The organism is Suttonella sp. R2A3, assembly GCF_021513215.1.
In the GTDB taxonomy this organism is placed as follows: domain Bacteria; phylum Pseudomonadota; class Gammaproteobacteria; order Cardiobacteriales; family Cardiobacteriaceae; genus JAHUUI01.
The window spans coordinates 1,639,831-1,666,440 of sequence record NZ_CP090975.1; the positions used below are offsets into that span (position 1 = coordinate 1,639,831).

The following is a 26,610-nucleotide window of genomic DNA, read 5'->3' on the forward strand; positions in this document are numbered from 1 at the left end:
TTAAGAAAAGACAACGCAATAATATCGATGCATGAATTAACGTAGTGGCGTATCAAGTACTTAAGCTGACGAACTTTAGGAGGTAGGTTATGCTCCATTTATCTGATAAATCATTATTAAAATCAAAATGTTTGATCGAAGACGGCTGGTATGGCGCAACAGATCAGGCTGAGATTGCAGTCACCAATCCTTTTAATGGCGATGTGCTTTCTCATGTGCCGCAGCTGAGCGCTGAACAAATCACCTCGGTGATTCAGTTCGCGAGTAAAACACAAAAATCCTGGGCGCGGCGAACCGCTGAGGATCGTGCGCAGTTGATGCACTGCTGGGCGGATTTAATTGATGAACACACCCAGGACCTTGCCGCGATCATGACCGCAGAACAAGGTAAGCCGCTTAAAGAATCACTCGGCGAAATACGTTATGCGAACAGCTTTATTCGCTGGTTTGCTGAAGAAGGAAAACGCGTCTATGGTGATACGATTCCGGCGAAATCGCCCGATTTGCGTTATGTGGTGATCAAGCAGCCTGTTGGTGTATGTGCAGCGATTACGCCATGGAATTTCCCGGCTGCGATGATTACGCGCAAAGTCGCGCCAGCTATGGCAGTGGGTTGTACCAGTATTGTCAAACCGGCAACCGAAACCCCATTAACCGCGCTAGCGATAGGTGAACTGGCGCTGCGCGCAGGGATTCCAGCCGGTGTGCTGCAAATTGTTACCGGTAAATCCTCAGAGATTGGCGGGGTGCTTACCTCAAGCGTTGAGGTGCAGAAATTATCGTTTACCGGCTCAACCGAGGTTGGGCGAACGCTGATGGCACAATGCGCACCCACCTTGAAAAAACTCTCCATGGAACTCGGTGGCAATGCACCATTTATTGTTTTTGCGGATGCGGATATTGATGCAGCAGTCGATGGTCTTATCGCCTCGAAATACCGTAACGCCGGACAAACGTGTATCTGTGCGAACCGTATTTACATCGAGCAGAGCATTGCTGAAGCATGTATCGCTAAGTTAAGCGACAAAGTGCGTGCGTTGCGCGTTGGCGATGGAGCACAAGAGCAAACCGATATTGGGCCGCTGATTAATAAAGATGCGCTTGATAAAAATAAAGCGCTGGTCGCTGATGCGCTGGAAAAAGGCGCACAATGTGTGCTTGGTGGTCATCCTCACGAAGCCTCAGCATTGAGTTTCGAGCCAACCATCTTAACCGGTATCACGCAAGAAATGCGGATCGCCCATGAAGAAATCTTTGGCCCGATTGCCGTGATTAATACCTTTACTAGCGAAGAAGCAGTGATTGCTGCAGCTAATGATACGGAGTTTGGATTGGCGGCTTATTTTTATACCAACGATGCCGCAAGGTCCTGGCGGGTTATGGAGCGGCTTGACTATGGTATGGTGGGTCATAATACCGGGTTGATTTCAACTGAAGTAGCGCCATTTGGTGGGGTCAAACAATCTGGGTTTGGCCGTGAAGGCTCAAAATATGGCATCGAAGAATATCTCAACATCAAATATTGGTGCACCAGCGTCTAGTTTACTTAAACTCAAATCTGATCGTTGTGCTAAAACCAAGGTGGTTCACCATTTCTTAATGGCGTCTTAGACTGCTTTGTTGTACGTTAAGAGGCGTCAAAGGCGCGTTAGGTAAGTGGCTCTTTGCATAGCGTTTTTTAACTAATGGAGGTTGATATGAGTATTATTGCTTGGTTAGTTGTTGGATTGGTTGCTGGTTGGCTTGCAGGTTTGGTTGTTAAAGGCGGCGGTTTCGGGCTGATTGGCGATATTATTGTTGGCGTGATTGGTGCGTTTATTGGTGGTTGGCTCGGTGGCGTGCTGGGTTTTGCCACTCAAACATCCGGCATTAATTTGCCGACGATTGGTACGGCCTTTTTAGGCGCCGTTGTTTTGTTGGCGATTTTAAAAATGATTAAACGTGCCTAGTTTTAAGCGTAAAACGTTGCAAAGGGTGGTCTGTGATAGGCCACCCTTTTTTTAGGCGTATAAGTCGGGTAATTGCAAAATATCGCTAAGTTCAGTGAGTGCGGCGTGTGTTTCGCTTAAAAGTGCAGAGTCGCCGAGTTCTTCAGGATTGAGTTGATCGCGATAATGGCGCGTTACCCAATCGCACAATGTGGCGTATAAATCTTCAGTGAGTAACACATTACCTGAAAGGGCGGCTATCTCACGCTCAGTAAGCACCACCCGCAAACGCAAACACGCAGGCCCGCCGCCATTAGCCATCGATTGGCGCACGTCGAAATAGCGCACGTCAGCAATCGAAGGATGTTGGCGCAGAGTATGCTCTAGGTAGCGTTGTACGCTGGGATAATCTTGGCAGTTGCTCGGGGCGATGAGTACCTGCTGATCGCCTAAGCTGACCAGTTGTGAATTAAATAAATAACTCCCCACAGCATCAGAGACCGGAACAGCATCACGTGGCACTTCAATCACGCTAAAATCAGCACCACAACGCGCTTGTAGCGCGTTATAAACTGCCGCTTGATCGACAAAGGCATCCTGGTGAGTGAATAAAACCTGACGATTACCCACAGAAATCACATCGTTATGAAACACGCCGGCATCAATCACCGCAGGATTTTGCTGGGCAAACACGCATTGATCTTCGGCAAGACCATGCAGGCGTGCGATCGCTTCAAAGCTTTCACGGGTTTGGCGAGCAGGAAAGTTCTTAGGCGCAGCGCCACCACTAAATACCGATTTACCGTACACAAAAAAGTGCACCCCAGCATCGCCATACTCACGACAAAAGCGGGTGTGATTCGCTGCACCTTCATCGCTGTGAATGCCATCAGGTAGCGCCTGATGATGAGCAAAATGCTCAGGGTTAGCAAAAATCGCTTTTAAGCTACGTGCCGTTTGTGCAACTTCCATCGCACGGTGCGGCATAGAGAGTAAGTTTGCCGGCGTGAAATGAACGCGACCATCAGCGGTATCGGCCGAAGGTGCAATCGTTGCCGCATTGGCGACCCACATATTCGACGCCGAATGGCAAATATTGCGGTATTCACGATGGTCTTTGAGGCTGTTTAACACAGCGCTATCGTTACCAGTAAACCCTAGCGCGCGTAAATAAGGCATATACGGACGCACATGCGGCGGCAAAACGCCTTGTTTTAGCCCGCTGTCAGCAAGCGCTTTCATCTTAGCGAGTCCTTGCAGGGCGGCTTGTTTGGGCGATGACGCCTGGCCTTTATTGTTCGCTGAGGCAACGTTGCCAAATGATAAGCCGGCATAGTTGTGCGTGTTACCAACCAGGCCATCAAAATTAATTTCGTGAGCCGTACTCATGCTATTCCTCTATTCGTTATCGTGCGCTTACGTATCAGTAGCGCGTGTTCGTGTGTTTTGATTGTCGTAATGATTAGCGGCTGTTGCTCATACCCGGCGGTTGTTCGCTTGGGATGTGTAAGTGATCGCTACTCACGCTCGCCACCGGATAGGCACAATAATCTGCTGCGTAATACGCACCCGGGCGATGGTTACCTGAACAACCTGTGCCACCAAATGGCGCATTACCGCTCGCGCCAGTAATCGGCTTGTTGCGGTTAACAATGCCTGCTTGTGAGAGGGTATAGAAGCGTTGCCAAGCCTCATCATCTTCGGTAAAAATACCTGCAGAGAGGCCGTACTGGGTGGCATTGGCCAGTGCGATCGCTGCATCCAAATCGGACACGCGATAGACTTTCAGTAAAGGGCCAAAATGCTCTTCATCAGGCACATCTTTTGCCTCGGTTAGATCTATAATCGCCGGGCTGAGATAAGGCTTATCTTCTTCTAAGCGCTGCATGGTGAGCAGCGCTTTGCCGCCGAGCGCGATTAAATCTTCCTGGGCGTTGAGAAGATGATTCGCAGTCGTGTTGTTGATCACCGTTGCATAAAATGGCGCAGGATCAGCATCGGGTGCGGCAATATGCAAGGCTTTGCTCGCCTCAACCAGCGCGGCAATAAAGCGATCGCCTGCTTCCCCATGCGGGACAATGAGACGACGTGCGCAGGTACAGCGCTGGCCGGCGGTGATAAACGCCGATTGAATGGTGTGATAGACAGCCGCATCGGTCGGCGCATCATCGAGCACCACTAAAGGATTGTTACCCCCCATTTCAAGGGCGAGAATTTTTTCCGGCTGTCCGGCGAACTGCTCATGGATGAGCTTGCCAACCTGAGAACTGCCAGTAAAAAAGAAACCACGCAGCAGAGGATGTGCGGTGATGGCTTTTGCGGTATCGAGCTCACCTGGAAGGAAATTGATTACCCCCGCTGGAACACCTGCTTCAGCGAGTAGTGCCACCATGCGCTCACCACTGCGTGGGGTTTGTTCACTAGGCTTAAACACAAGCGTATTGCCGGCAATCAGTGCTGGAATAATATGGCCATTGGGTAGGTGGCCTGGGAAATTATACGGGCCGAATACGGCACACACGCCATGTGGGCGGTGCTCTAAACGGGTACGCATTGATGCGTCACCGCTGCTTTTCTCGCCCGTGCGCTCTTGGTAAGCGGTGATCGACAAAGCCACTTTACCAATCATTGATCCGGCTTCTGTACGACATTCCCACAGCGGCTTACCGGTGTCGAGCATGATATCGCGAGCCATAGTTTCTTTGTGTGCTTCGAGCAATGCTTGATAACGCTTGACGATCGAGATTCGCTCTTCCAGTGGTCGCAGCGCCCAGGCGCCAAACGCATCGGCAGCAGCTTGAAACGCACGATCAACATCTTCGCTGCTTGCGCTGTGTCCTTGCCAGACAACTTCGCCAGTGGCGGGGTTGGTTGCAGTGAGTTCATCGCCCTGACCAGGAGACCATTGACCGTTAATAAAACATTGTTGCATGATCATTACTCCACCATTTGAATCGATTGCACTGAGTCACCAGCTTGTACACCAAGCACAGTGGCGGCTTCCTGAGAAAGTGTGATGGTCGTGTTACTGACTTCTGCCGCGCAGACGGTCACACGGTAGCGGCTGATGTTGCCGTTACTGATGATGTGTCGTGGGGCATCGTTGGGTTCACCAATCACCACTTCACGTGGCTGGGCTTCTTCAACCGATTTAATTAACGAGCGGTGGCATTGTACGGTGGGGCCGCCATCGAACACATCAACATAACCATCGTGGCGGAAGCCTTCTTTTTCGAGCATATAAATCGCTTTGATCGACACATCGTGCGGCTTACCAATACATTCAGCAGCATCTTTGGGTAATAAATTCACATATACCGGATATTTCGGCATCAAATCTTGAATAAACTGACTGCCGTGAGTCGCTGAAATGCGGTCGGCGTTTTCAAACGGCAGATCAAAGAATTTCTTGCCTAACGCCTGCCAAAACGGTGAATGCCCTTCTTTGCTTTGCCAGCCGCGCATCTCTGCGATAATCGTTTCAGAAAAACGCTTAGGGAAATCCGCGAACATCAAATAGCGTGCACGCGAGAGGAATTGTCCGGTGTGGTTTATGCGATAGGGTTCGCGCAAAAACAGTGAGCCGATTTCGGTGGCGCGGGTGAAATCGTTGACTAAATTGAGTACGCGAATTTCGAATAATTTATTCAGCGTTTCAGAGTATTTAACCAGCAGCGATTGTTTGTAAGAATAAAAGGGTGTGGTGGTGCCGATGCCGACATAAATCGCAGTAGTGCCGACCACATGCCCGGTTTCGCTATCCTCGGCGACCATAAAATAGACGCCGTGATCAGAAAAAAGCGTTTCGTCGTTATTGCTAAAGGTATCTTTTGATAGACGTACGCGTTCCATCCAGGTGTTGAGGTCGCTAGGCATGGAGGTCATGCCTGTGCCGACTTCCTCCGACATCTGTAGCAAATCGTCTAGATCGCGCTCCTCAACGGGGCGTAAAAACAGCATAAAATCTCCTCTAAGCTTATTCGAGAATGATGTCGCCACTGGCAAAGCCGAGCAACATCAATGCAGAAAGTTTGGCGCGCTCGCTGAGCGAGTCGAGCAACACAAATTCATCAGCGCTATGGATATTACCACCCCGCACGCCGAGGGTGTCGATATTGGCCATGCCCAGCGCTTTGAGGTTATTACCATCGCAGCAACCACCAGTGGCAATGATTTCTGTGGGTAAACCTAATTCGTTGTTGACCCGTTCTAGCGCGGCAAATAGCGCTTTTTGTGTGTTATCCATCGGTTTGGCAGGGCGGGTGAGGTTGCCATGACGGCTAATCTCAAAGCCTTCAGCCTGATGGTTGGCGATCACCTCATCAACAGCGCGTAAAATCGCTTGAGCATCTTCATCACTGGCCACACGAATATTAAAACGCATGATCGCTAAATCCGGCACCACATTCAGCGCGGATCCACCTTCGATAGTCGCGATATTAAGCGTGGTCGGGTGGTTGGGATCATTCAGCGCAGTCAGATCGCTAATGATCGCGGATAATTTAGCAATCGCGTTGCGTCCATCATAAAACGCGCGTCCGGCATGCGCGGCTTGTCCACGCACGACCACGCTAAAATTGCCCGAGCCTTTACGCTCGCCAACGAACTCACCGCCGGGTAAGCTTGGCTCATAAATCATTCCAAAGGCGTTGTCTTTAAAACGCTCAAAAATCGGCGCAGAAGATTGTGAACCAATTTCTTCATCCGGGCTTAAGTACACATCCCAGCCAATATCGGCCGCACACGTTTCGCGCTCCAGCGCTTTGAGCGCAGTGAGCATCACTAGAATGCCACCTTTCATATCCGCTACACCCGGGCCGTTGAGTCGGTTGTCATTTTGTATTTGACAGCGTTGGAAAGAGTGATCTTTTGGGAAGACGGTGTCTAAGTGGCCGCACAAAAAAATGCGCTTTTTTGCCTCAGGGCGTTTGCGGATGATCAGGCCATCAGCCACCGTTTGCGGCACTTCTTCGCCGTGTTGATTGACGACATTAAATGGTTTGAGGTTGACTTGCTCGATGCTGTCTTGTTCGTCAAGCAGCTCAGAAAATGCCGCGCGCATCACTTCACGGTACGCATCGACCCCGGCGTGGTGATAACTGCCAGAGTTAATATTCGCCCATTCGATGAGGGTTGCGACCAACGATTGCTGTTGGTCGTCAATCCAGCTTAGCGTTTCGGCATAACGCGCGCTTAATCGTTCACTCATTTAGCCACAGATTCCAACGCTTTAATCAGCGCATCGATCTCTGCTTTGTCAACAATCAGTGGTGGCAAGAAGCGCAAAGAGTTACCGCCGGCTTTGACCACCAAAACCTGTTGCTCGTCGCGCATTTTGACTAACAGTTCGGTATTTTCCGGGGTCACTTTGATACCAAGCATCAACCCCATACCGCTTACCTCACCATAAACCTCAGGTACGCGCTTACTTAATTCAGTGAGCTCGCTGCGTAAATAGTCGCTCATCTTGCGCACGTGGGTTAAAAACGCTTCGTCACTAACAGTGTCGAGCATGACATTGCCAACAGTGGTGGCCAGCGGGTTGCCGCCAAAGGTTGAGCCGTGGGTGCCGATGACCATGTGCTTGCCGATTTTTTCGTTGGTCAAGCAAGCGCCAATCGGGAAACCGCCACCAAGGCCTTTAGCGCTGGAGAGAATATCAGGGGTGACGCCCAGGGTTTGGTAGGCATACAACGAGCCGCTGCGACCAAATCCGCATTGTACTTCGTCAAACATCAACACCAGATCGTGCTCGTCACACAGTGCGCGTACGGCTTTTAAATACTCAGGATCGGCGACTTTAATCCCGCCTTCGCCTTGAACCGGTTCTAAAATGATGCCGGCGGTGTGTTCGCCAATCATTGCCTTGAGTGCGTCGATATCGCCAAAAGGTACTTGGTCGAAGCCATAATCGGTGGGGATAAAGCCTTTGGTGTAGGAAGGGTTGCCTGAAGCGCCAACGGTAGCGATGGTGCGACCGTGGAATGAACCACTCATACCAATGATGCGGTAGCGTTCAGGGCGACCATTATCATAATGGTAGCGGCGAATCGCTTTTAAGCCGCATTCATTCGCTTCTGCGCCAGAGTTGGCAAAAAATACGCGATCGGCAAAGGTTTGTTCAGTGAGTTTGTTCGCCAATTGCTCGCCTGAGTCCACACGAAACATATTCGATAAATGCCAGATGCCCCCAGCGGCTTCGCGCAAAGCATTTACTAATTTAGGATGCGCGTGCCCTAAGGCATTAACCGCAATCCCTGAGGAGAAATCTGAATAACGATCGCCGTTATCAGCATAAAGATAGCAGCCATCGCCACTGGTAAATAAAACCTCTGGTGGGGCGTAGCAGGGCATAATCGATTCGCGCATAATAATCTCCAATGGTTGAAAAACGGGCTACCTTAGTGACTGATTGCTATCAGCTGCTCCATTATAAAACGCCAGTGAATCAGCGAATATAGGATTTGTTAACCAGTCAACAGGTCGTTCTAACACGGCAGCACGTGCATTTTGATCCTGCTAAGCATAGCAATATTTTATCTCAAGGCAATCAACATATTTTCTATAGGTTATGAGTTTAAGTTATAATGTTGCGATGAATGAACAACCCTTTGTTAACCTACCGAGCACGAAAGCTCTGCGCTATTTTGTCACCACCGCGCGCCTGCTTAGCGTAACAGCCGCCGCGCAGGCGCTCTATGTGAGCCAGGCCGCGGTGAGCAAACAGATCAAAGGGCTTGAAACCCAGCTTGGTCAGGATTTATTTATCCGCGATAAACAGCGTCTGTATTTAAGCGAGCTTGGGCAGTGGTATTATCAAGAGGCGGTGGCTGTGCTGCGTCGTATGCAACATTTATCACACGCAGTAGAAGATAACGAACAAACGAACCACACCTTGCATATCGGTGTGCTCACCACCTTTGCTGCACAATGTTTAATTCCGCTCCTTCCCGATTTATATCAGCGCTATCCTTGGCTGCGGCTGCGCTTATCGGCTGATTCTGGCACGATTGATTTTAGCGCGAAGCCTTATGACGCGATGATTTCATTTAACAATGAAGTGCCCGCTGGGGTTTCAGTGAGCAACCTACACAATGAGCGGCTCATTGCCGTTGCTTCGCCATCTTTACTCGATGGTGAGGCTGATTATGCAGTGCTCGCTAGCCTGCCTCAGTTGACCTTTACCCCGCGCCCATTGCTGTGGCATGAATGGTTTAGCGGTAGTGGTTTTGATCCTCAGCCACCGCAAGCGGGTCTGCTTTTTGAAACCTTTCATATGCTCATTCAAGCAGCGATTGCCGGACTGGGGGTGGCGCTGATCCCATCGTTTTTCTTAAATCACGAACTCGAAAGCGGGCAGTTACAGCGCATCCATACCCATGTGCTTGAATCTGAACGTGGCTATTTTTTAGCGGTTCCTAATGCACAAACCAATAACCCAGGGATTATCACACTACGCCAATGGTTGGCTGAGGTGCTTTGAACCTTTATGAGCTTGGTGGTTGGTGGGGGAAAATGAAAAGCCTCCGAGTGGAGGCTTTTGAGTTTGGGTTATTATTCTCGATGATCGGTGATTTTGCGTTTATGGCGTCGTACCTGTTTATCGAGTTTATCAGCCAAGCTGTCGATGGCGGCGTACATATCATCATGCGCCGCGTCGCCGTGGAACGTTTTACCGGATGAGACGTGCAAGGTTCCTTCAGCGATTTTCTGGTGGTTTTCTGTTTTAAGAGTAATTTGCGCACTGGTGATTCTATCGTGGTGCCCCTCAATTCTGGCGAGCTTCTCTTCAACATAGTTACGCATCGCTTCGCTGATGTCCAACTGCTTACCGGTAATGTTGTACTGCATAAGTCGCTCCTTTATTATTGTTTAAGGCGAATCCTTCGGCGGATTCGGGATTAAGTGTTCACTTAATCACAAGCTGACATTATCAGAATGCTTAATATCCTGCAAGTTAAGAACTGGTTCATTAGCGGGACGTTAATTCATTTGTTCTATAAACAATAAAGTTATTCATTATAAAAATAACAAAATATGAATTGCTGCATGCACTATATGTTTGGTGTGTATGCTTGCACCTACCATTGATAGCGTAAGCCAACCTGTCCACTTAAACCCTGGCGCGATTTATTGTCTAAAGTGTGTATGTATTGCGCACTACCGTAGAGCGTACTTTGGTTACCGAGAGGGATTTGTCCGCCAGCATCGATTTCTATCCAGGTCTTGTGGTCAAGCTTTTCACGAATGTTGGTTTGACCAACGCGAACCTTGGTGGGATGTAGCAGTTCCTGCAACACATTGGCCGTAATATACGCATTACTTGCGCGTTTATTGGTTTTTTGTGGTTTGTTGTTGTAGCCAATACGCACACCAAGGCGTGGACGCAAACTCTGGCTTATGCTACTACCTACACGGCTGATGGCATCGTTGAACTTGTTGTAGCGTGTCATTTGCCAGGAGAGCTGCGCCTGTGGCTCAATATACCAATGCTCACGGTTGTTAATGGCGCGTGGTCTGCCGGCCTCAACCGAGGCCGTAACACCTAAGCCTTGCTGTGTGGCATTGATGCCATAGCGATCTTGGAAGCGATTGCGTAGGTAATGTACGCCACCGATGATGTTCAGATAATCGCCTTGTTCGTTATAGCGGGTATGGTAGCCACCAAGCGTCAATGTGTCACTATCTAGATCGCCGGAATACGTCGCCTGGCCAAGTAATGAACGTTTGCGGTCAAATAGGGCTGCATCGCTATTGGCGTAGCCTGCATATATGCCGCTATGTTGGCGCCTTTGTTGGTTGTCGCGATTGATATCCATATCCCATCCAAACTGGATGAGTTGGGTATTTTGTTCTAAAGCGAACCGCTCTTTACCTTCGAGGGTGATGTTATTAACATGCGTGCGTCCCCAGGTTTGTTGGTCATGCGAGGTTTCAGTGTTCCAACGTAACGATTCTTGTTCGCCCACGCGTTGATGTAAACGATTGCCTGAAAGGGCATTTAGCGTTTCCTGGTTGGCTAATTGTGCCATCACATAGCCTGGTATAGCGGGTCGATAAATTTCTGGAGCATTCGATGAATTGGTGTAATGACTGCGTAGATAAAAATCTCCATCACTAACTTCACGGAGTAAACGATATTCATAAGCACCTGATTGGACAGGACGTGCCAGGCTAAAATTATCAGCTTGTGAGCTGCCATCGATTTGGATGAGTTTGATACCATTAACCGTCTGTCCACCTGGTCCTCCTGAATTGGTGACGGTTACCTTGGTTTTGCCCGAAGTATTACCGCTGACAATCAGTTTATCGGTTGGGCTATTATCATCACCTAGCTGAGTGTTCATTAATAAGCTGCCATCATCGCCAGCATAATCACCATCGATTGTGAGTTCGCTAAATTGACCGCCGCTCGTCTGGCGAAGATTGATGGTAGCATTTTGGTTGTACACATCCCCGGTAATGCGCGAGACGCTACTATCAGAGCGCATAGCTAAGTGGCTGCCTTCGCTAAGGAATAACCCCCCGACTTGATCGCCAGCGCTGCCTTTGCCGACGATAAGGTTGTCGCCAGTTAAGGTCAGTTGACTGCGATTGATATTAATGCGTTCCCAGTTTTTCAGTCGATCCGCTGAGTACTCACCATAGATATCATTCAAGGTTAGGTTGTCAAATTCATTGCTGACATCAACATCCACACCGCCATCGATCTCAGTGATGTTGCTGAGATCGGTCATATTGAAGGTGAGTTGATCATTGCCGTCATTAAGGCTGAATGCACCTGCTAATGTAGCTGCGCCTACGGTCGTTATCGAATGCCCACCGTCGTTGAATAAAACCTGCTCACCACTCAGCTCCGCACTGTCGCTAATGTTAATTATTGAGGTGTTTTTTGGCTCATTTTTTGCAACTTGCGTGCGCGTCTCAAGGGCGTTACGTGTCGTGCGAATATTTCCCTGAATATCGAGCGTAATATCACCTTGGGTTGCGATCGCGGTAATGCCATTGGCTTGATTGCCGCTAGAGAAAATCTCACCGGTATCGTTTTGTTGCACGGTAACTTGTTTACCTGCTGCGGCAAAAACACCACTGATTGGTAGCCCATAGGTACCTGCACCAGTGGTTGTGATACTACCTGCTTGAGTGATTGTGGCTGTGCCATCTTGGCCGCCTTGAGCGGTAATGCCATTGGCTTGATTACCACTGGTCTTGATTGCTGCACCTTGGCTTTGCGTAACTTCTACCACGCCAGCATTCGCAAATGCTGCTAAATCCTCAACAATATAGCCTTCGCCTGTTTGTGCGACGATCCCCTCAGAGGCATTGCCAGAAGTGGTAATACTGCCACCCGATTGTATGACTTTGGCTTGGGTGGTGATAGAGGCTGAATCACTAGCGTCATATGCTGAAGTTTTAGCCACTAAACCATCGCTATCTTCACCGTTAGTGGTGATCTCGCCAGCAGTTTGGGTGGCTTCAGTGCGTCCTTGAGAGCCAGGGTGGAAAGCATAAGCCCCTGTGCTTGTGCTTTGTTGGGTGGTGATCGTGCCGCCGTTCACAGAGACGATAGCGGTGCCTTGCTGGTTTAATCCTTGATCATCTGGATCTCTGAATCTTGCCAAGACGCCATGAGCACCAACGCCATCAGTACTAATCTGACCATTTTCCATCTTAGCTTGAGCTATTTGCTCAGCATTAGGGTCAGTACTTTGAACTTCTGATCGAATAGCGTGACTTTCGTCACCAGTAAGGTCTAGTGTGCCGCCATAGAGTGTGGCGTAAGCGTTACCTGAGCTGGTTTGAGGGCCTTCTGGGTTAGCAATACGCGCAAAAATCGCATTGCTATCATGAGCATTTACCGTGATGTTTGTGCTACCAGTGTCTTCGCGCACTTCAGCAATGGCATTGCCTTGACCCTCTACACGAGTAATTACAGCACGTGAATTGTTATTGTTAATATATATTTCACCACCAGTCATACGAGCGGTCGCATCGGCGCTATTATCGGTATTCCTGATAACTGCTTGTACACCGTGTGTGCCGATACCTTGTGTATCATTCACGGTGATGGTTCCACCAGTCATTGTGGCGTTTGCTGCACCTGATCCAGTTTGTATTGCAGCAACACCGATAGAATTGTGGTTTTCTATATCGCTGTCTGTGCCGACGATGATGTTGCCCCCATTCATAGTCGCGGTTGCTGTTCCTTTGCCCCTGACACTAGCAGCAACCCCGGCGCTGTAGCTACTGGTGTTGGTGGTGATACTGCCGGCGTTTAATACTGCCTGAGCATTTCCATCATGGGTATTGGCGTCTAAGCCGTGAGCGCTGCCATCTCCCATCGTGCGTATTTCACCGCCATTCATGGTAATGTTTGTGTCGCCAGTACCATCAACACGAGCGCCAACCGCAGAAGAGCCTTGTTGTGCGGTATTTATGCTACCGGCTTTTTCCCCTAGAACAATGTTGACATCACCATTTTGTTCAATATGTCCATAAATGCCACGCGCATATGTGCCATTGGTATTTATTGCGTCGAATGCTTGAGCATCCACTTTGATACTGGCTTCTTCATTGCCTTTATAGCGTAGAGCAATACCGCCGCCACCAAAATAATTGCCCGTTTTATCAATGCTGATCGCTGAATCATTGGCTTCGAGGGTGATCTGTGATTCAGTAATGCCATTTTTAATGAAGCTATTACCAGAACCTGAGGTGCAGTAATAAGCAACATTGTCACCAGTGATATTACTTGGTGGGCAGTTTATACCGCCAACAGCTTGGGTTGAAAACAGCGCACTCAACACACCGAGCGATAGTGCTGAGCAGGCACGGGTGTGCGGTTGTTTGCTTAATTCGCTTACCGCAACCCAAACGCCTAATGCTTCATTCCAGATGGTTTTATAAATATGATTCATTCCCTGTCCTTTTGCTCCAAGGTGTTGCTATTGCAGTTCCTCTGCAAGCTAGAGCGCTAAACTTAAATCAATAATTTTTATAATTTAATGTAAAGCAAGGACTATGCCACTGGTGATTTATGTTTATGACTTATGGGTAATCGCCCAGACGCGATGAATATTCGGGCGACGCTGAAAATCAAAATCGATCGTTGCCGGGCTGATTTCCTCGACGTGATATGCCTCACTAATCGCTTCATCGAGCTTAAAGCCCCGATAGTTATTGGAAAAATACAGCGTACCACCTTTGGCTAAACGGCGCATGCAGGCATCGATCAGGGTGCGTTGGTCGTGCTGTACATCAAACACGCGATCTTCTTTTTTGGTGTTCGAAAAGGTTGGAGGGTCGCAGAAAATGAGATCAAATTCGCTCTGGCCTTCAGCAATCCAGCGCATCACATCGGCTTTGATTAAACGATGGCGGTCGCTTAAGCCATTGGCGTCAAAATTGCGTTGTGCCCAGTCGAGATAAGTTTGGGAGAGGTCTACGCTGGTGGTGTAACTCGCGCCACCAAGCGCTGCGTGCACACTGGCGCTCGCGGTGTAGCAAAACAAATTGAGTACACGCTTGCCTTCGGCCTCCCGCGATAGGCGTTCGCGCATCAGGCGATGGTCTAAAAACAGTCCGGTATCGAGGTAATCGTATAAGTTGACTAGTAAGGTGGCCGCGCCTTCTTGAACGCCAAACCATTGCTCTCGTGCTTCACGCTGCTGGTATTGCTGTTTGCCGCTTTGTCGTGCGCGCGTTTTCAGCACCACGTGTTCTGCTGGAATGTCTAAAACTTCCGGAATAACCTGCACCACATCATAAACGCGTTGTCGCGCCTTATCAGGGTCGATGGTTTTCGGTGGCGCGTATTCCTGCACATGCGCCCAGTCAGCATATACATCAATCGCAAAGGCGTATTCAGGCATATCTTGATCATATACCCGCCACGCATTGGTGCCACGTTTCGCCGCCGCTTTACGTCCGCTCTTGACGTTCTTGCGCAAGCGATTGGCGAACATTTGCGCCTGATCGCTGAGTTTCGGTGCATCAGGGGCTGCGCTCTCATCGGCGTCTTCGGGTTGGCTGGCGCGCAAGTAAAGCGCAATTCGCGATTCAATCGCGCCGTTAAACGCCTGATAGGTTTTATCGCTACGCAAATGCAGCCGTTTGAGCATATCCTGATTGCTGGAAATCAGCGCCATATGCCAGTCGGCAGGGAAGGTTTTAAACGCTTGCCCGAGCGCTTCGTAAGTTGCGATGAGATCCGGTAATTCACCAATACGTTCGCCATAAGGTGGGTTCGAGAGCAAGAGCCCTTGCTGGCCGTAGGCAGGTTGGGCGCGTAAATCCGCAACACTGCGGCGCTCTAGATGAATCAGTGATTCAAATCCAGCTGCGGCAATATTGGCTCTCGCGGCAGCAAGAGTACGTCCGTCTTGGTCAAAGCCGTATATTTTGTTCTTGATCGCCGCTAAACCGGCTTCAGCACGCGCATTGGCTTCATCACGTAAGCGTCGCCATTGTGCCGGCACATGGCTCTGCCAATGTTCAAAGCCAAAGCGTTCACGTTGCAGACCAGGAGCAACGTCAGCGGCCATCATGATTGCTTCAATGAGCAACGTTCCTGCGCCACACATCGGATCGATCAGCGAAGCGCCTTGTGCGGCGAGTTTTGGCCATTGTGCGCGGTAGAGCAGGGTGGCCGCGAGGTGTTCCTTAATAGGCGCCACGCCTTGCGCCTGGCGATAGCCGCGCTGATGCAGTGCACCGCCGGAAAGATCGAGCGCCAGCGTGACCTTGCCTTTACGCAGGTGTGCCTCAATGCTGATATCGGGGTTTTTACTATCAACATCCGGACGACGATGCAGCTTGCTGCGTAGCACATCAACCACTGCGTCTTTAACCTTGAGTCCGCCAAACTGGGTGTTACGGATACCACAGCCGATGCCGTTAAATCGTACAGCAAAGGTGTTGTCTGCGCTCAAATGATCATCCCATGGCACACTGGCGGTGAGTTCATAGAGTTCATCGGGGTTTGTGATCTCGCCTTCGCTGAGTACCCATAGCACACGGCTGGCAACGCGCGAACCGAGGCATAATTGATAGGCGGTTTGTAAATCGCCATAGCCGGAAACCACCGATACCCCAATGCGAGGGTTCTCGAGACCGAGCGCTGCGGCTTCTTCAGCGAGCACCTGTTCGCTGCCTTTAGCGCACGGTAAGATAATGGCTTGTTGTGTCATGGCGTATTCCTGCTTTCGCCTAAAAGGTGGCACTATATCATTTGCGTACATGAAACCGTACGTTTTGTATGCGGTCAGACACAATAAAAGCCACCAAATTAAGGCGGCTATGTTGGGTTAATCACATAAAGTGTTTAGCTGGATGTCTCTTGGTTAAGGGGTGTTTCTGGCGGATTTTCTATAACCGGTTCTTCAATCACGGTATTTTGTGGTGCGTTTTGATGCCATTTCATCGAGTTATTCCTGCCTTGTCCATGGCCACCACGCTCATGGCTACCACGCCAACAGTTTTTTGTTTGTTGATGTGACGCCTGCCAATTAGCGTCGGTTGCGTAGCCATATTGATGGTTATGCAGGCGGTGGTATCCACCGGTAAAAAATCCGATACCAACCACTAAAGCAATGGTTACTGCTGAACCAATTAAAAAAGCACTAGTCGTTTTTTTCATGAGTCTCTCCTGTTACGTTAAGGTCGTCACATAGCTGAATAGGGATGGCTATATCGACAGGTTTATCGTAACCAACCTTCATGTAAGCTTCTGTAGATAAAAGTAAAGAAAGGTAACAAATGACTAAATCGCTTGGCAATAGGCCCACTGAGCCAGATAATGTGTCTAAACAGGAGGCAGTATGCTCAATATTTTGCTTGCCGATGATGACGATGAACTCAGCGAATTACTGAGCGAATATTTACGCAATCATGGATTATCAACCGAAACAGTACACGATGGTAAAGCGGCATTGGCGCGGGTCGCACAAGGTGGGATTGATTTGTTGGTGCTCGATATTATGATGCCGGAATTAGACGGAATCAGCGTCTTGCGGCAGTTGCCTAATGTGGCGGATGTCCCGGTGATTATGCTGACCGCTAAAGGTGATGACATTGACCGTATTTTAGGATTGGAGCTTGGTGCGGATGACTATCTTCCCAAACCTTGTCATCCTCGTGAACTGTTGGCGCGTATTCATGCCGTATGCAAGCGCGCGCACAATGAACAGTCATCAACGACCAATCATCCGCGTCTAAGCTTGAATCGGAGTATGCGCCGCTGTTTGCTTGATGGTGATGAAATTACCCTGACCGGCAGCGAATTCGATATGCTTGATTGCCTGCTGCGGCGCCATGGTGAAGTGGTGAGTAAAGAAACGTTGTCGCAAGAAGTCTTACAACGTGAATTGTTGCCGTTTGACCGTAGTGTGGATGTACATATCTCGCGGTTGCGTAAAAAGCTGCATCCGCTTGCCGATGACCCGATTAAATCGGTGCGCGGTAAAGGCTACCAATTGGTGATTTGATGCGCCTCAATCTGTTCTGGAAAATCTTTTTCTCAATGCTGGTTACCGTCGTGCTGGTTGTCGTGTTTTCGGTGCGCAGCGAATTTTGGCTACGTGAGCGCGCCACCAAGCAGACTATGATGCAGCATCTTGAGCAATTATTGGAACAGCGTGATTTAATTCGAGACGCCTTGCGTCGTGATGAACTTTCGGTCGTGCGCACAATTTTTGCACAACAACCCACGCTTGCACGAGAAATTCGTATCACTACGCCACAAGGAGAACCACTCTTTTGGGTGCCGCGTGAAGCCTCACGGAAACACACCCCTAATCCGCCGAGCGAACATTCTCACAAACCGCATAACTCACTGGATATTGCGCTGTCTGCCTATGCAGACGAGCGTGAGGAATTGATTCAAAGTATGGCCGGTGAACGCTATGTGCTCACCCTGACCCCGCGTTTAAGTATGGAAGAGTGGACGGCAGCGGGACAGCAAAAAAATCGATTAGGCTGCCTATTCTATTGGGTATTAGTGCATTGATTTGCTGGTGGTTATCGCGCTATCTCAGCAGGCATATTCAACGTTTGCGCCAGGCGGTGCGACAAATTGCCGAAGGTGATTATCAAGCTGCCGAGCCGTTGGTCAACGTGCGTAGCGACGAACTTGGCGAGCTGGGCAATGATATTGCGCAAATGGCGACGCAGCTTTGCGAACACCAACGCGCACGCAAACAAATGCTTAGCGATATTGCCCACGAATTACGCTCACCGTTGGCGCGAATGGATGTGGCGATTGCGCTGGCACAAGAAAAAGCGCCTCAGGCAACGCAGCATTTGACACAAATCAGCAAGGAAAGCGTGCGGATGAACGCGTTGGTTGGACACATTATCCATATTCAACAGGCCGGATTGCATCAGCAAGATGATGCGCAACGCGTTAATCTGACAACGCTACTAAGGCAGTTGTGTGACGATTTACGCTATGAGGGGCGCGAGCGTGGCTGCACCGTTGTGCTAAACATCGCTGAAACACTCACCACGTACGCTAACCCTGAACGCTTGGCAAGCGCGCTGGAGAATATTCTGCGTAATGCGCTGGCGCACAGTCCTGATGGTGGTGTTATTGAGGTGGCTGTACAGGCGGATGTTGCCAACATTAACATCAGCATCAGTGATCAAGGCAGTGGGGTGGCTGAGGCGGATTTAGCCCGGATATTTATGCCGTTTGTACGATTGGATGGTTCGCGTACGCGCAAAACCGGTGGTTATGGTCTGGGACTGGCGATTGCTAAAGCCGTAATCGTTGATGAATTGGCTGGCAAACTCAGTGCTTGTAACAGAGAAACACCGGAACAGGGGCTGCACATCATGATTACGCTCGTGCGAGGGTAATGATAAAGCGAGCCTATTCTGGGAGTGTCTCGAGTAAAAAAGCTTTGGCGTCTTGCATACTGCCTAAATTCACAACATTCGTATAGCCCATATCCTGCAATGTTTGCCTGGCTATTTCCGCGCGGCGACCACTGCGGCAATAAAGATAGACCGTGTCGTCTTTGGCAATCTCAGATGAAGTAATTATTTGCGCGATGTTATCGTAGGGCATTAGTGCCGCTTCGCCAATGTGTTCGGCGCGATATTCCTGTACGCTGCGTACGTCAATCACCCATATTTTTTCTGCGGCATGTAATAGCCCAGAACAGAATATCAATCCTAATAAAATCCATTGTTTCATTGTATGCTTCTCATATTACTGAAATAACTATTGTCGCAATAAATGCACAACGCTTCCTGTCATACTGACCTTGATCTTCTTGGAAGATTGTTGCTTTCCGATAGTTATTAATTATTATGGACGATTCGTTAAACTATGCTATAGTTGCCGCGATTTTAACTATAGAGAGATAACCATGCAACAAATCATTCGGCGGCTCATGCAAGGTAGTTTGGTGCTACAAATTATCATTGCTTTGATTTTAGGTATTATTTTAGCACTCGTTTGGCCACAAGGCGCTTTGTCTGTCGGCATTCTCGGGAGTTTGTTTGTTAGCGCACTGAAAGCGGTGGCACCTGTGTTGGTGTTCATTTTAGTCGCACACGCCATCGCCCAGCATCAAGCAGGACAGCCAACTAATATTCGCGCGATTTTAATCATGTATGTCTTTGGAACCTTCGCGGCTGCGTTAGTGGCGGTTGCGGCAAGCTATATTTGGCCGGTGACCTTTACCTTAGATATTGATCAGGCGAGCATTGATCCGCCAAGCGGCTTGGGCAGCGTACTGAAAACCTTAGCGTTTAATATGGTTGATAATCCGGTTCGCGCCGTACTCAACGCTAATTATATCGGTATTCTTGTATGGGCGACCTTGATTGGCTTTGCGCTACGCCATACCGAAGGAGCAACCAAAACGGTGCTCAATGACGCCGCTGATGTGATCGGCAAAATCGTTGGTTGGGTGATCCGTTTAGCCCCGATCGGTATTTTTGGTTTGATCGCCTTCACCATCGCTGATACTGGTTTGGGTGAACTCGCGAACTACGCACATGTACTCGTTATTTTGGTCGGTGCCATGTTATTTGTCGCCTTGGTGGTCAACCCAATCATCGTCTGGGTGAAGTTGCGCCAAAATCCTTATCCACTGGTCTTTAAATGCCTCATGCAAAGTGGGATTACGGCATTCTTCATGCGCAGTTCAGCGGCAAACATTCCGGTGAATATGCGCCTGGCGCGCGAGCTTGAGTTGCGCGAAGAAACCTACAGTATTTCGATTCCTTTGGGTGCGACGATCAATATGGCAGGGGCTGCGATCACCATCACGATTATGACCTTAGCAGCTGCTAATACTTTAGGTGTGGACGTACATCCGGTGACCGCAGTATTATTATGCTTCTTGGCAACTCTGGGCGCCTGTGGCGCGTCTGGGGTTCCTGGTGGCTCGCTGTTGCTGATTCCGATGGCGTGTAGCTTATTTGGCATCGATGATGGCATCGCCGCACAAGTGGTCGGCATTGGCTTTATCATTGGTGTGGTCCAAGACAGTGCGGAAACTGGCCTGAACTCTTCTACCGATGTGTTGTTCACCGCGGCGGCTGATTTATCAGCGCAGAAGAAAGCCGGCACACTCTAAACGGTTTTGATTAAAAGATGCCTTGCCACACTGTGGCAGGGCATTGTTGTTTTTCGACAGGAGTATGGCATGAATACTGAATTCCTTGATCATCTCAATAACGAGCTTGCTGGGATTAAGCAAGCTGGTTTTAGCAAAAGTGAACGCATTATCGCTGGCCCACAAGGGGCAGCTATTTCGTTGACTAGCGGCAAAGAGGTGATCAATTTTTGCGCGAATAATTATCTCGGCCTGGCTGATAATCCGCATTTGATCGCGGCAGCAAAAAAAGGCATGGATGATTATGGCTTTGGCTGCGCCTCAGTGCGCTTTATCTGCGGCACGCAAAACCCACATAAACAACTCGAGCGCGCTTTGAGTGATTGGTTAGGTACCGACGACAGTATCCTCTATTCGAGCTGTTTTGATGCCAATACTGGTCTGTTTGAAACGCTGCTCACCGCGGAAGATGCGATCATTTCTGATGCGCTCAACCACGCATCGATTATCGACGGCGTGCGCCTGTGTAAAGCCAAGCGCTACCGTTATGCCAATAACGATATGGCCGATTTAGAAACGCAATTACAAGCCGCTGATGCTGATGGGGCGCGCTTTAAGCTGGTGGTAACAGACGGGGTGTTCTCAATGGATGGGATCATCGCGGATTTAGCGAGTATCTGTCAATTGGCTGAGTGCTATAACGCGCTGGTGATGGTTGATGACTCGCATGCGGTTGGCTTTATTGGCGAGACCGGCGCGGGCACCCCCGAATACTGTGGGGTGAGTGAGCAAGTCGATATTTATAGCGGAACACTTGGTAAGGCGTTAGGTGGGGCGTCTGGTGGCTACATTGCCGCACGTCAGCCGATTGTTGACCTATTGCGAGAGCGCTCACGTCCGTATTTATTTTCTAACAGTCTTGCGCCAGCGATTGTTGCCGCGAGCCTTGAAGTGCTCTCTCTGATCAATGAACAAGGTGAAGCGTTGCGCGCACGCGTGCAAGCAAACGCCAAGCGATTCCGGGAAGGCCTAAGCGCTGCTGGCTTTGAATTGGTTCCCGGTGAGCATCCGATTATTCCGGTGATGCTCCATGATGCGGCATTGGCCAGCCAAATGGCTGATGCCCTGCTTGATGAAGGGATCTATGTGATCGCGTTTTCTTATCCGGTGGTGCCAAAAGGCAAGGCACGCATTCGTACACAAATGTCGGCAGCGCACAGCGAAGCGCAAATCGATCAAGCGATTGACGCTTTTACCCGCGTTGGTCAAAAATTGGGAGTAATTTCATGAAAACAATGAAAGCGTTAGTTAAAGCACACGCTGGCGTAGGGCTCGAGATGCAAGACGTTGCTGTGCCGAGCATTGGTCACAATGACCTCTTGATAAAAATTGATAAAACCGCGATTTGTGGCACAGATGTGCACATCTGGCAATGGGACGCGTGGGCAGAGAAAACCATTCCTGTGCCGATGCATGTCGGTCATGAATATGTCGGGCGTGTGGTTGAGATTGGTTCAGAAGTAGAAGGCTTTAGTATTGGTCAGCGCGTTTCTGGCGAAGGGCATATTACCTGTGGTCATTGCCGTAATTGCCGCGCTGGTCGTCGTCACCTTTGCCGCAATACCGAAGGCGTGGGCGTTAACCGTCCAGGCTGTTTTGCCGAGTATTTAGCGATCCCCGCGTTCAATGCGTTCCCGATTCCCGATAATATCAGCGACGATCTGGCGGCGATTTTCGACCCGTTTGGTAATGCGGTACACACCGCGCTCGCCTTTAACCTTGTGGGCGAAGATGTGCTGATTACCGGTGCTGGCCCGATTGGGATTATGGCAGCAGCAGTGGCCAAACAAGCTGGCGCGCGTCATGTGGTGATCACCGATGTGAACCCTGATCGACTGCAGCTTGCCGAACGTCTAGGTGTGACGCGTGCGGTCAATGTCAGTAACACGGATTTAACTGAAGTCATGCGCGAGCTGGAAATGCACGAAGGCTTTGATGTCGGGCTGGAAATGTCCGGCAACGAACAGGCGTTCCGACAAATGCTCGCCACCATGAATCACGGCGGCAATGTGGCACTGCTTGGTATTCCGCCGGGTGAGATGGCGATCGATTGGAATCAGGTGATTTTTAAAGGACTGACCATTAAAGGCATCTACGGACGAGAGATGTTTGAAACGTGGTATAAAATGCCGGCGTTGATTCAAGGTGGGCTCAACCTCGCGCCGATGATCACGCATACGTTTTCCGCGAGCGATTATGAGCAAGCTTTTGCGACGATGATTAGTGGTAAAAGCGGTAAGGTCCTGCTCGACTGGACCACGATTTAATCGCTTTATCTTAAGCCTAATGCGCAGCGCACTCATAGGGTGTTGCGTATTAGGTTAACTCAGCGAATGCTGTATTCACGAAAAAATAACTTGATAAAGTTGCCGAGATATTATAATTTGTTAATATTTAAGCCACCCATTTAGGGAGTGCAACCGGTGAGTTCCTCAATCAACCGCTTTATCAGATTGGCGGTTTTGGTTAGCGCATTTATCATTATCGTCGCGGCATTTCTCTCCGCAGTCGTGGTATGGCCGGAGTATGTGTTATACCGCGAAATGGGCGGCGTGATGAACGGCTATTACCAGCAATTTATTATTCCGAGCGTGATAGCGCTCGGCTGGTGGATTGCTGCGTTTTGGCTATATTTGCGCGGTGGGCAATCGCGCTGGTTTGGCTTGGTGCTGCTTGCCTTGTGCTGGTTGCTGTCGCCTTTGGTGAGTAACCTTTTTCCGTTTTTATCCTATGAATACAGCGAATCGAGGCTGATTGGCTATTTGCCAGTATTGCCAAAATTGCTCAGCGAGCTGCTCACGCTAGGGTATTTGCTGTGTTATATCGTGCTGCCCGGGATAGGTCTCTATTACTGTCTTAAAAGACCACCATCGCTGCGTCACGCGCTGTTTAACGGTTTGTTGTTATTATGCTTGCTGCGCTATTTGCTGACCTTGATTATCCTTGCCAGCAACATTACCTTGCTCAATGATAGCAGTCGTTTGCCTGGCAAATTTGTCAGCGAGTGGCTAAGCAATCATACCCAGAGTGTGATATCGCATTACAGCGTTTGGCCAGCGTTAATCGCCACGCTGGTGCTCTATCTTAATGTGTTTGTATGGCGAGATGGTTATAAAAAACTCAGCCTGTTGTGCGCACCGCTCACTTTAAGCGCGCTGATCGCTAATCTCTATATGACACGCTTTGTTTTAGATCCGCTGTTTTATATTCTAGCGGTGGTTTTTGCGCTTTATTTTTATGCAAAAGCAGCAACTGAGAAATCATCTTAAGCGCTTGTATTGCGCCTCTATAGGCTAAAAGCACGCCAGGCCATCAGCAGGCGTACGAGTAAATGATTCCTAATGAACGCTTTTAGAGCGCTTATTTATGTTATTGCGGTTGGTAAATAAGCGCTACGCCATCGCCAGAAATGGTCAGCTTTTTATCGCTTCGAGAGATGTGCTGGGCTTGCTCAAGCGCGGTAAAGTAGCTTTGCTCAAACTGCATTGCCGGCATAGGGCCTGCCATACGAGTGGTGATTAATGGGGCATCGGCATGGATATTGCCGCCGCTAATCGTCACTGGGTAACGGTATTGGTTTACCGGACCCTGGCCAACTATAGCCTCACCATCAACAAATGATAAGGTGACCGCTTTAGCACTCTGGCTAAGGTCCATGGCTTGACCATCGGCCTCGCCACTGACCAATTGCCAAGTCTGATTGTTTTCGCTAAGTCCAGACATGCTGGCACCGCCACAAGCTGCTAAAAAGGTTGTGGCGCCTATCGCTAATAAGGCACGTTTTGCTAGGGTGTTCATGATTTATTGCCATTGATGTGTTTTTTGACTGATTCAACCGCCGTTTCATGCTCATTGGCTTTGATTGGATCGGCTGTGTTTTTTGTAGCAGGTTTTAAGCCGGCTTTTTCTGCGGCGATATGGACATTGCTTTTCGCTGGTTGTTCGGTCTTGGCTTCTGCATCAGCGCTTGCAGGTTTGCTGCTAGAAGTTTTTTTTGCGTTATCAGCATTGGTGGCAGGCTTGCTCGGAGCGTCTTTCTTTGCTGCTTCAGCTGTTTTTGTCTGATCGGCAGATTGCTTGTTAGCGCTCGCATCAGCTTCGGTTGGTTTAGGCGCTGCCTGTTCACTTGATTTAGCTTCTGCTGCTGATTTTTTTGTAGCATCAGTTGGCTTGTTGACCACACTTTGCTGGTCAATTGAGGTGCGTTTATCCGCTGAGGCGTCTTGTTCGTCAACGAGATATGCTAAGGTTACGGCTTTACCTTGACGCTTTTCTAACTGCGCTTGCAAGGCTTTGTCATCCATCAAATGCTGCGCACCGTCGCTTAAGTGATTAAACACCTCTTTGTAGCTTTTGGTGAGGTTATCTACCGCATCGGCCGTTTTCGCGAAATGGGCGTTCACTTCGCTACGGTAGGTGTCAAATTCCTTTTTCAATGCGCTGTAATCTTTAGAGTCTTTGCTTTTGCGCGAGATTGCGATGATACCAAAAATCACAGCACCAATCACAAAACCGACCGCGCCGGCAATAATCAGATTCATGTCCACATTTCCCATATATCCTCCGCCAAATATCTCGATAAAGTCCTATGATAACAAACTATGCAACGCTGCGTGATGGTGACGCGTTTAGCGCGAGCGATAACCAAATAAGCGTTGCTCTTTGATCAATGCGGCAACCGGCTCTGGCACATCGTCTTCCCAGCCTTCAATCCCTTCTTGAATGCCTTGTAACACCTCGCGCGATTGAATATGAAACAGCGCCGCGTTCGAATCGTTGATCCCGCGTAAGAAGCCATTTTCAATCAAATGTCGGTAGAGGTGCATTAAATGATTGGGCAGTTCGATATTCTGGTAGCTGATTTCTTCGTCGTCGCTATCAAGCTCAGGGTAGGCATAAACAATCGTATTATCTGGGAATAATTTACCCAAACCTTCCATAATCCCGCCGGGCACACCGCGGTAAAAATCCTCATCAAAAATCTGGCGGATATTGCTCATCCCCATCACTAAACCGATTTGCTTTTGGGTGAATTGACGGAAATACGCGCGCAAACGGAAATAACGCACATAGTCAGAAATCATCACGTGATAACCGAGCGCAGTCAGCTGATCAACGCGCTCAACAAAATCCCGGTCATCAACGTTTTCATTATTGCCGACTAACTGGTTGAGGGTGATTTCCGCGAGCATCAGCGTATTATCGCGACTGATGCCGTGTAAGCTGCTAAATTCTTTCATCCCCTGCGCCATCATATCTTCGTTGATTTTCGTAAACGGCTTGAACGCACCGCGCATCACCAAGATATTGTTTTTATACAACAGCTCAGAAGGTACGCACACTTTCCCTTCAGGGTTAAACATGATCGCGCGCGTTTTCCAAGAGCGGATGAGGTGTAGGTTCAGGCAGCGGTTGTCTTCGTCTTCAAAATACGGGCCAAAAAATTCGATACTGTCGATTTCCAGGCGATCAGTGCCAATCCCATCGGTGAGCGAATCAATCAGCTCACGTGGGTCTTCATAAAGAAAATACGCGCCATAAATCAGGTTCACCCCTAACACACCAAGCGCTTCTTGCTGGGCGTTCGCGTCTTCATCGAGCATCCGTACATGGACAATAATATCGCTCGGTGGCGCTTCAGGATAAAGCTGGACACGAATCCCGCTCCAGGCGTGGCATTCATTGTCGCGATTAAAGCTTTTCGCAGCCACGGTAGCGGCGTAGGCAAAAAAGGTTGAGCTCTTCGGGCGGGTGTCCTGCACACGATCAACCACTTGGCTGAATTCGCGCTCGAGCATTGCGCACAGCCGACTACGACTGACATAGCGACCGTTAGGGTCCGCGCCATAAATCGCGTTGGAGAATTGCATGTCATACGCCGACATCGTTTTCGCAATCGTACCGGCAGCCGCACCTGCGCGGAAAAATTCGCGCGCCACTTCTTGACCAGCGCCAATTTCAACGATTGTCCCATATTTGCGCTCGTCTAAGTTGACCAGTAATGCTTTGTCGCGGGTGGTTAGTTTCTTGCGCTTGATGCGTTCCATCGTCGC

General features: G+C 49.4%; 23 protein-coding genes. 10 read left to right on the forward strand and 13 right to left on the reverse strand.

What is annotated here, in order from left to right; genetic code table 11:
* Positions 1-89 precede the first annotated feature (89 nt).
* Together L0B52_RS07895 and L0B52_RS07900 are read left to right on the forward strand one after the other, a co-directional pair.
* Entirely contained in the window at positions 90-1,541 is a 1,452-nt protein-coding gene (locus L0B52_RS07895) for an NAD-dependent succinate-semialdehyde dehydrogenase (RefSeq protein ID WP_235064183.1), read from the forward strand.
* A gap of 156 nt (positions 1,542-1,697) precedes the next feature.
* Positions 1,698-1,949, forward strand: coding sequence for a GlsB/YeaQ/YmgE family stress response membrane protein (locus L0B52_RS07900; RefSeq protein WP_235064184.1), 252 nt, complete (start codon positions 1,698-1,700; stop codon positions 1,947-1,949).
* Positions 1,950-2,000: 51 nt separating this feature from the next.
* On the opposite strand, the gene astB is transcribed toward L0B52_RS07900, so the two are convergent.
* The 5 genes from astB to L0B52_RS07925 form a co-directional block, all read right to left on the reverse strand.
* Complete coding sequence (gene astB, locus L0B52_RS07905; protein WP_235064185.1) at positions 2,001-3,317, reverse strand: N-succinylarginine dihydrolase; 1,317 nt, start codon at positions 3,315-3,317, stop codon at positions 2,001-2,003.
* Positions 3,318-3,390: 73 nt separating this feature from the next.
* A complete protein-coding gene (gene astD / locus L0B52_RS07910) occupies positions 3,391-4,860 on the reverse strand; it encodes a succinylglutamate-semialdehyde dehydrogenase (RefSeq protein WP_235064186.1) in 1,470 nt (489 codons plus the stop codon).
* A gap of 5 nt (positions 4,861-4,865) precedes the next feature.
* Positions 4,866-5,888 carry an arginine N-succinyltransferase gene (locus L0B52_RS07915; RefSeq protein WP_235064187.1) on the reverse strand — a complete coding sequence of 341 codons (1,023 nt, stop codon included), beginning with the start codon at positions 5,886-5,888 and terminating at the stop codon, positions 4,866-4,868.
* 16 nt (positions 5,889-5,904) lie between these two features.
* Positions 5,905-7,137, reverse strand: a complete 1,233-nt coding sequence (locus L0B52_RS07920) for a hydrolase (RefSeq protein WP_235064188.1) — start codon at positions 7,135-7,137, stop codon at positions 5,905-5,907.
* Positions 7,134-8,297: an aspartate aminotransferase family protein gene (locus L0B52_RS07925; protein ID WP_235064189.1), complete on the reverse strand. Its 1,164-nt coding sequence runs from the start codon at positions 8,295-8,297 to the stop codon at positions 7,134-7,136. The genes L0B52_RS07920 and L0B52_RS07925 overlap by 4 nt, the downstream gene beginning before the upstream one ends.
* A gap of 226 nt (positions 8,298-8,523) precedes the next feature.
* On the opposite strand from L0B52_RS07925, the gene L0B52_RS07930 reads away from it, so the two are divergent.
* Positions 8,524-9,411 (forward strand): LysR substrate-binding domain-containing protein, encoded by an 888-nt coding sequence (locus L0B52_RS07930; RefSeq protein WP_235064190.1) that lies wholly within the window; start codon positions 8,524-8,526, stop codon positions 9,409-9,411.
* 71 nt (positions 9,412-9,482) lie between these two features.
* On the opposite strand, the gene hpf is transcribed toward L0B52_RS07930, so the two are convergent.
* From hpf to L0B52_RS07950, 4 genes are all read right to left on the reverse strand, one after another.
* Positions 9,483-9,779 (reverse strand): ribosome hibernation-promoting factor, HPF/YfiA family, encoded by a 297-nt coding sequence (gene hpf, locus L0B52_RS07935; RefSeq protein ID WP_235064191.1) that lies wholly within the window; start codon positions 9,777-9,779, stop codon positions 9,483-9,485.
* A 230-nt stretch (positions 9,780-10,009) separates the two neighbouring features.
* Entirely contained in the window at positions 10,010-13,846 is a 3,837-nt protein-coding gene (locus tag L0B52_RS07940) for an autotransporter outer membrane beta-barrel domain-containing protein (RefSeq protein ID WP_235064192.1), read from the reverse strand.
* A gap of 123 nt (positions 13,847-13,969) precedes the next feature.
* On the reverse strand, positions 13,970-16,117 hold the full coding sequence (gene rlmKL, locus L0B52_RS07945; RefSeq protein ID WP_235064193.1) for a bifunctional 23S rRNA (guanine(2069)-N(7))-methyltransferase RlmK/23S rRNA (guanine(2445)-N(2))-methyltransferase RlmL: 2,148 nt from the start codon (positions 16,115-16,117) through the stop codon (positions 13,970-13,972).
* A gap of 134 nt (positions 16,118-16,251) precedes the next feature.
* Positions 16,252-16,566, reverse strand: a complete 315-nt coding sequence (locus L0B52_RS07950; RefSeq protein ID WP_235064194.1) for a hypothetical protein — start codon at positions 16,564-16,566, stop codon at positions 16,252-16,254.
* Positions 16,567-16,747: 181 nt separating this feature from the next.
* Between L0B52_RS07950 and L0B52_RS07955 the strand changes: the two genes are divergently transcribed.
* The 3 genes from L0B52_RS07955 to L0B52_RS07965 are packed head-to-tail and all read left to right on the forward strand — an operon-like array spanning position 16,748 to position 18,785.
* A complete protein-coding gene (locus L0B52_RS07955; protein WP_235064195.1) occupies positions 16,748-17,413 on the forward strand; it encodes a response regulator transcription factor in 666 nt (221 codons plus the stop codon).
* Positions 17,413-17,934 carry a hypothetical protein gene (locus L0B52_RS07960; RefSeq protein WP_235064196.1) on the forward strand — a complete coding sequence of 174 codons (522 nt, stop codon included), beginning with the start codon at positions 17,413-17,415 and terminating at the stop codon, positions 17,932-17,934. The genes L0B52_RS07955 and L0B52_RS07960 overlap by 1 nt, the downstream gene beginning before the upstream one ends.
* Positions 17,916-18,785 carry a cell wall metabolism sensor histidine kinase WalK gene (locus L0B52_RS07965; RefSeq protein ID WP_235064197.1) on the forward strand — a complete coding sequence of 290 codons (870 nt, stop codon included), beginning with the start codon at positions 17,916-17,918 and terminating at the stop codon, positions 18,783-18,785. Before L0B52_RS07960 ends, L0B52_RS07965 begins: the two co-directional genes overlap by 19 nt.
* A 13-nt stretch (positions 18,786-18,798) precedes the next feature.
* Here the strand turns inward: L0B52_RS07965 and L0B52_RS07970 are convergent, their stop codons facing one another.
* Positions 18,799-19,125 carry a rhodanese-like domain-containing protein gene (locus L0B52_RS07970; protein ID WP_235064198.1) on the reverse strand — a complete coding sequence of 109 codons (327 nt, stop codon included), beginning with the start codon at positions 19,123-19,125 and terminating at the stop codon, positions 18,799-18,801.
* 175 nt (positions 19,126-19,300) lie between these two features.
* On the opposite strand from L0B52_RS07970, the gene sstT reads away from it, so the two are divergent.
* The 4 genes from sstT (at position 19,301) to L0B52_RS07990 (ending at position 23,826) form a co-directional block, all read left to right on the forward strand.
* Positions 19,301-20,518 (forward strand): serine/threonine transporter SstT, encoded by a 1,218-nt coding sequence (gene sstT, locus L0B52_RS07975; RefSeq protein WP_235064199.1) that lies wholly within the window; start codon positions 19,301-19,303, stop codon positions 20,516-20,518.
* A gap of 69 nt (positions 20,519-20,587) precedes the next feature.
* Positions 20,588-21,787 carry a glycine C-acetyltransferase gene (locus tag L0B52_RS07980; protein ID WP_235064200.1) on the forward strand — a complete coding sequence of 400 codons (1,200 nt, stop codon included), beginning with the start codon at positions 20,588-20,590 and terminating at the stop codon, positions 21,785-21,787.
* Positions 21,788-21,792: 5 nt separating this feature from the next.
* On the forward strand, positions 21,793-22,824 hold the full coding sequence (tdh, locus tag L0B52_RS07985) for an L-threonine 3-dehydrogenase (RefSeq protein ID WP_409202337.1): 1,032 nt from the start codon (positions 21,793-21,795) through the stop codon (positions 22,822-22,824).
* A 156-nt stretch (positions 22,825-22,980) separates the two neighbouring features.
* Positions 22,981-23,826, forward strand: coding sequence for a hypothetical protein (locus L0B52_RS07990; RefSeq protein WP_235064202.1), 846 nt, complete (start codon positions 22,981-22,983; stop codon positions 23,824-23,826).
* Between the two features lie 100 nt (positions 23,827-23,926).
* Here L0B52_RS07990 and L0B52_RS07995 read toward each other — a convergent pair whose 3' ends face one another.
* The 3 genes from L0B52_RS07995 to L0B52_RS08005 form a co-directional block, all read right to left on the reverse strand.
* Positions 23,927-24,355 (reverse strand): META domain-containing protein, encoded by a 429-nt coding sequence (locus L0B52_RS07995; protein WP_235064203.1) that lies wholly within the window; start codon positions 24,353-24,355, stop codon positions 23,927-23,929.
* Complete coding sequence (locus tag L0B52_RS08000; RefSeq protein ID WP_235064204.1) at positions 24,352-25,098, reverse strand: YhcB family protein; 747 nt, start codon at positions 25,096-25,098, stop codon at positions 24,352-24,354. Before L0B52_RS08000 ends, L0B52_RS07995 begins: the two co-directional genes overlap by 4 nt.
* A gap of 87 nt (positions 25,099-25,185) precedes the next feature.
* The gene (locus tag L0B52_RS08005) at positions 25,186-26,604 is read right to left on the reverse strand and encodes a hypothetical protein (protein WP_235064205.1); all 1,419 of its coding nucleotides are present in this window, start codon (positions 26,602-26,604) and stop codon (positions 25,186-25,188) included.
* Positions 26,605-26,610 lie beyond the last annotated feature (6 nt).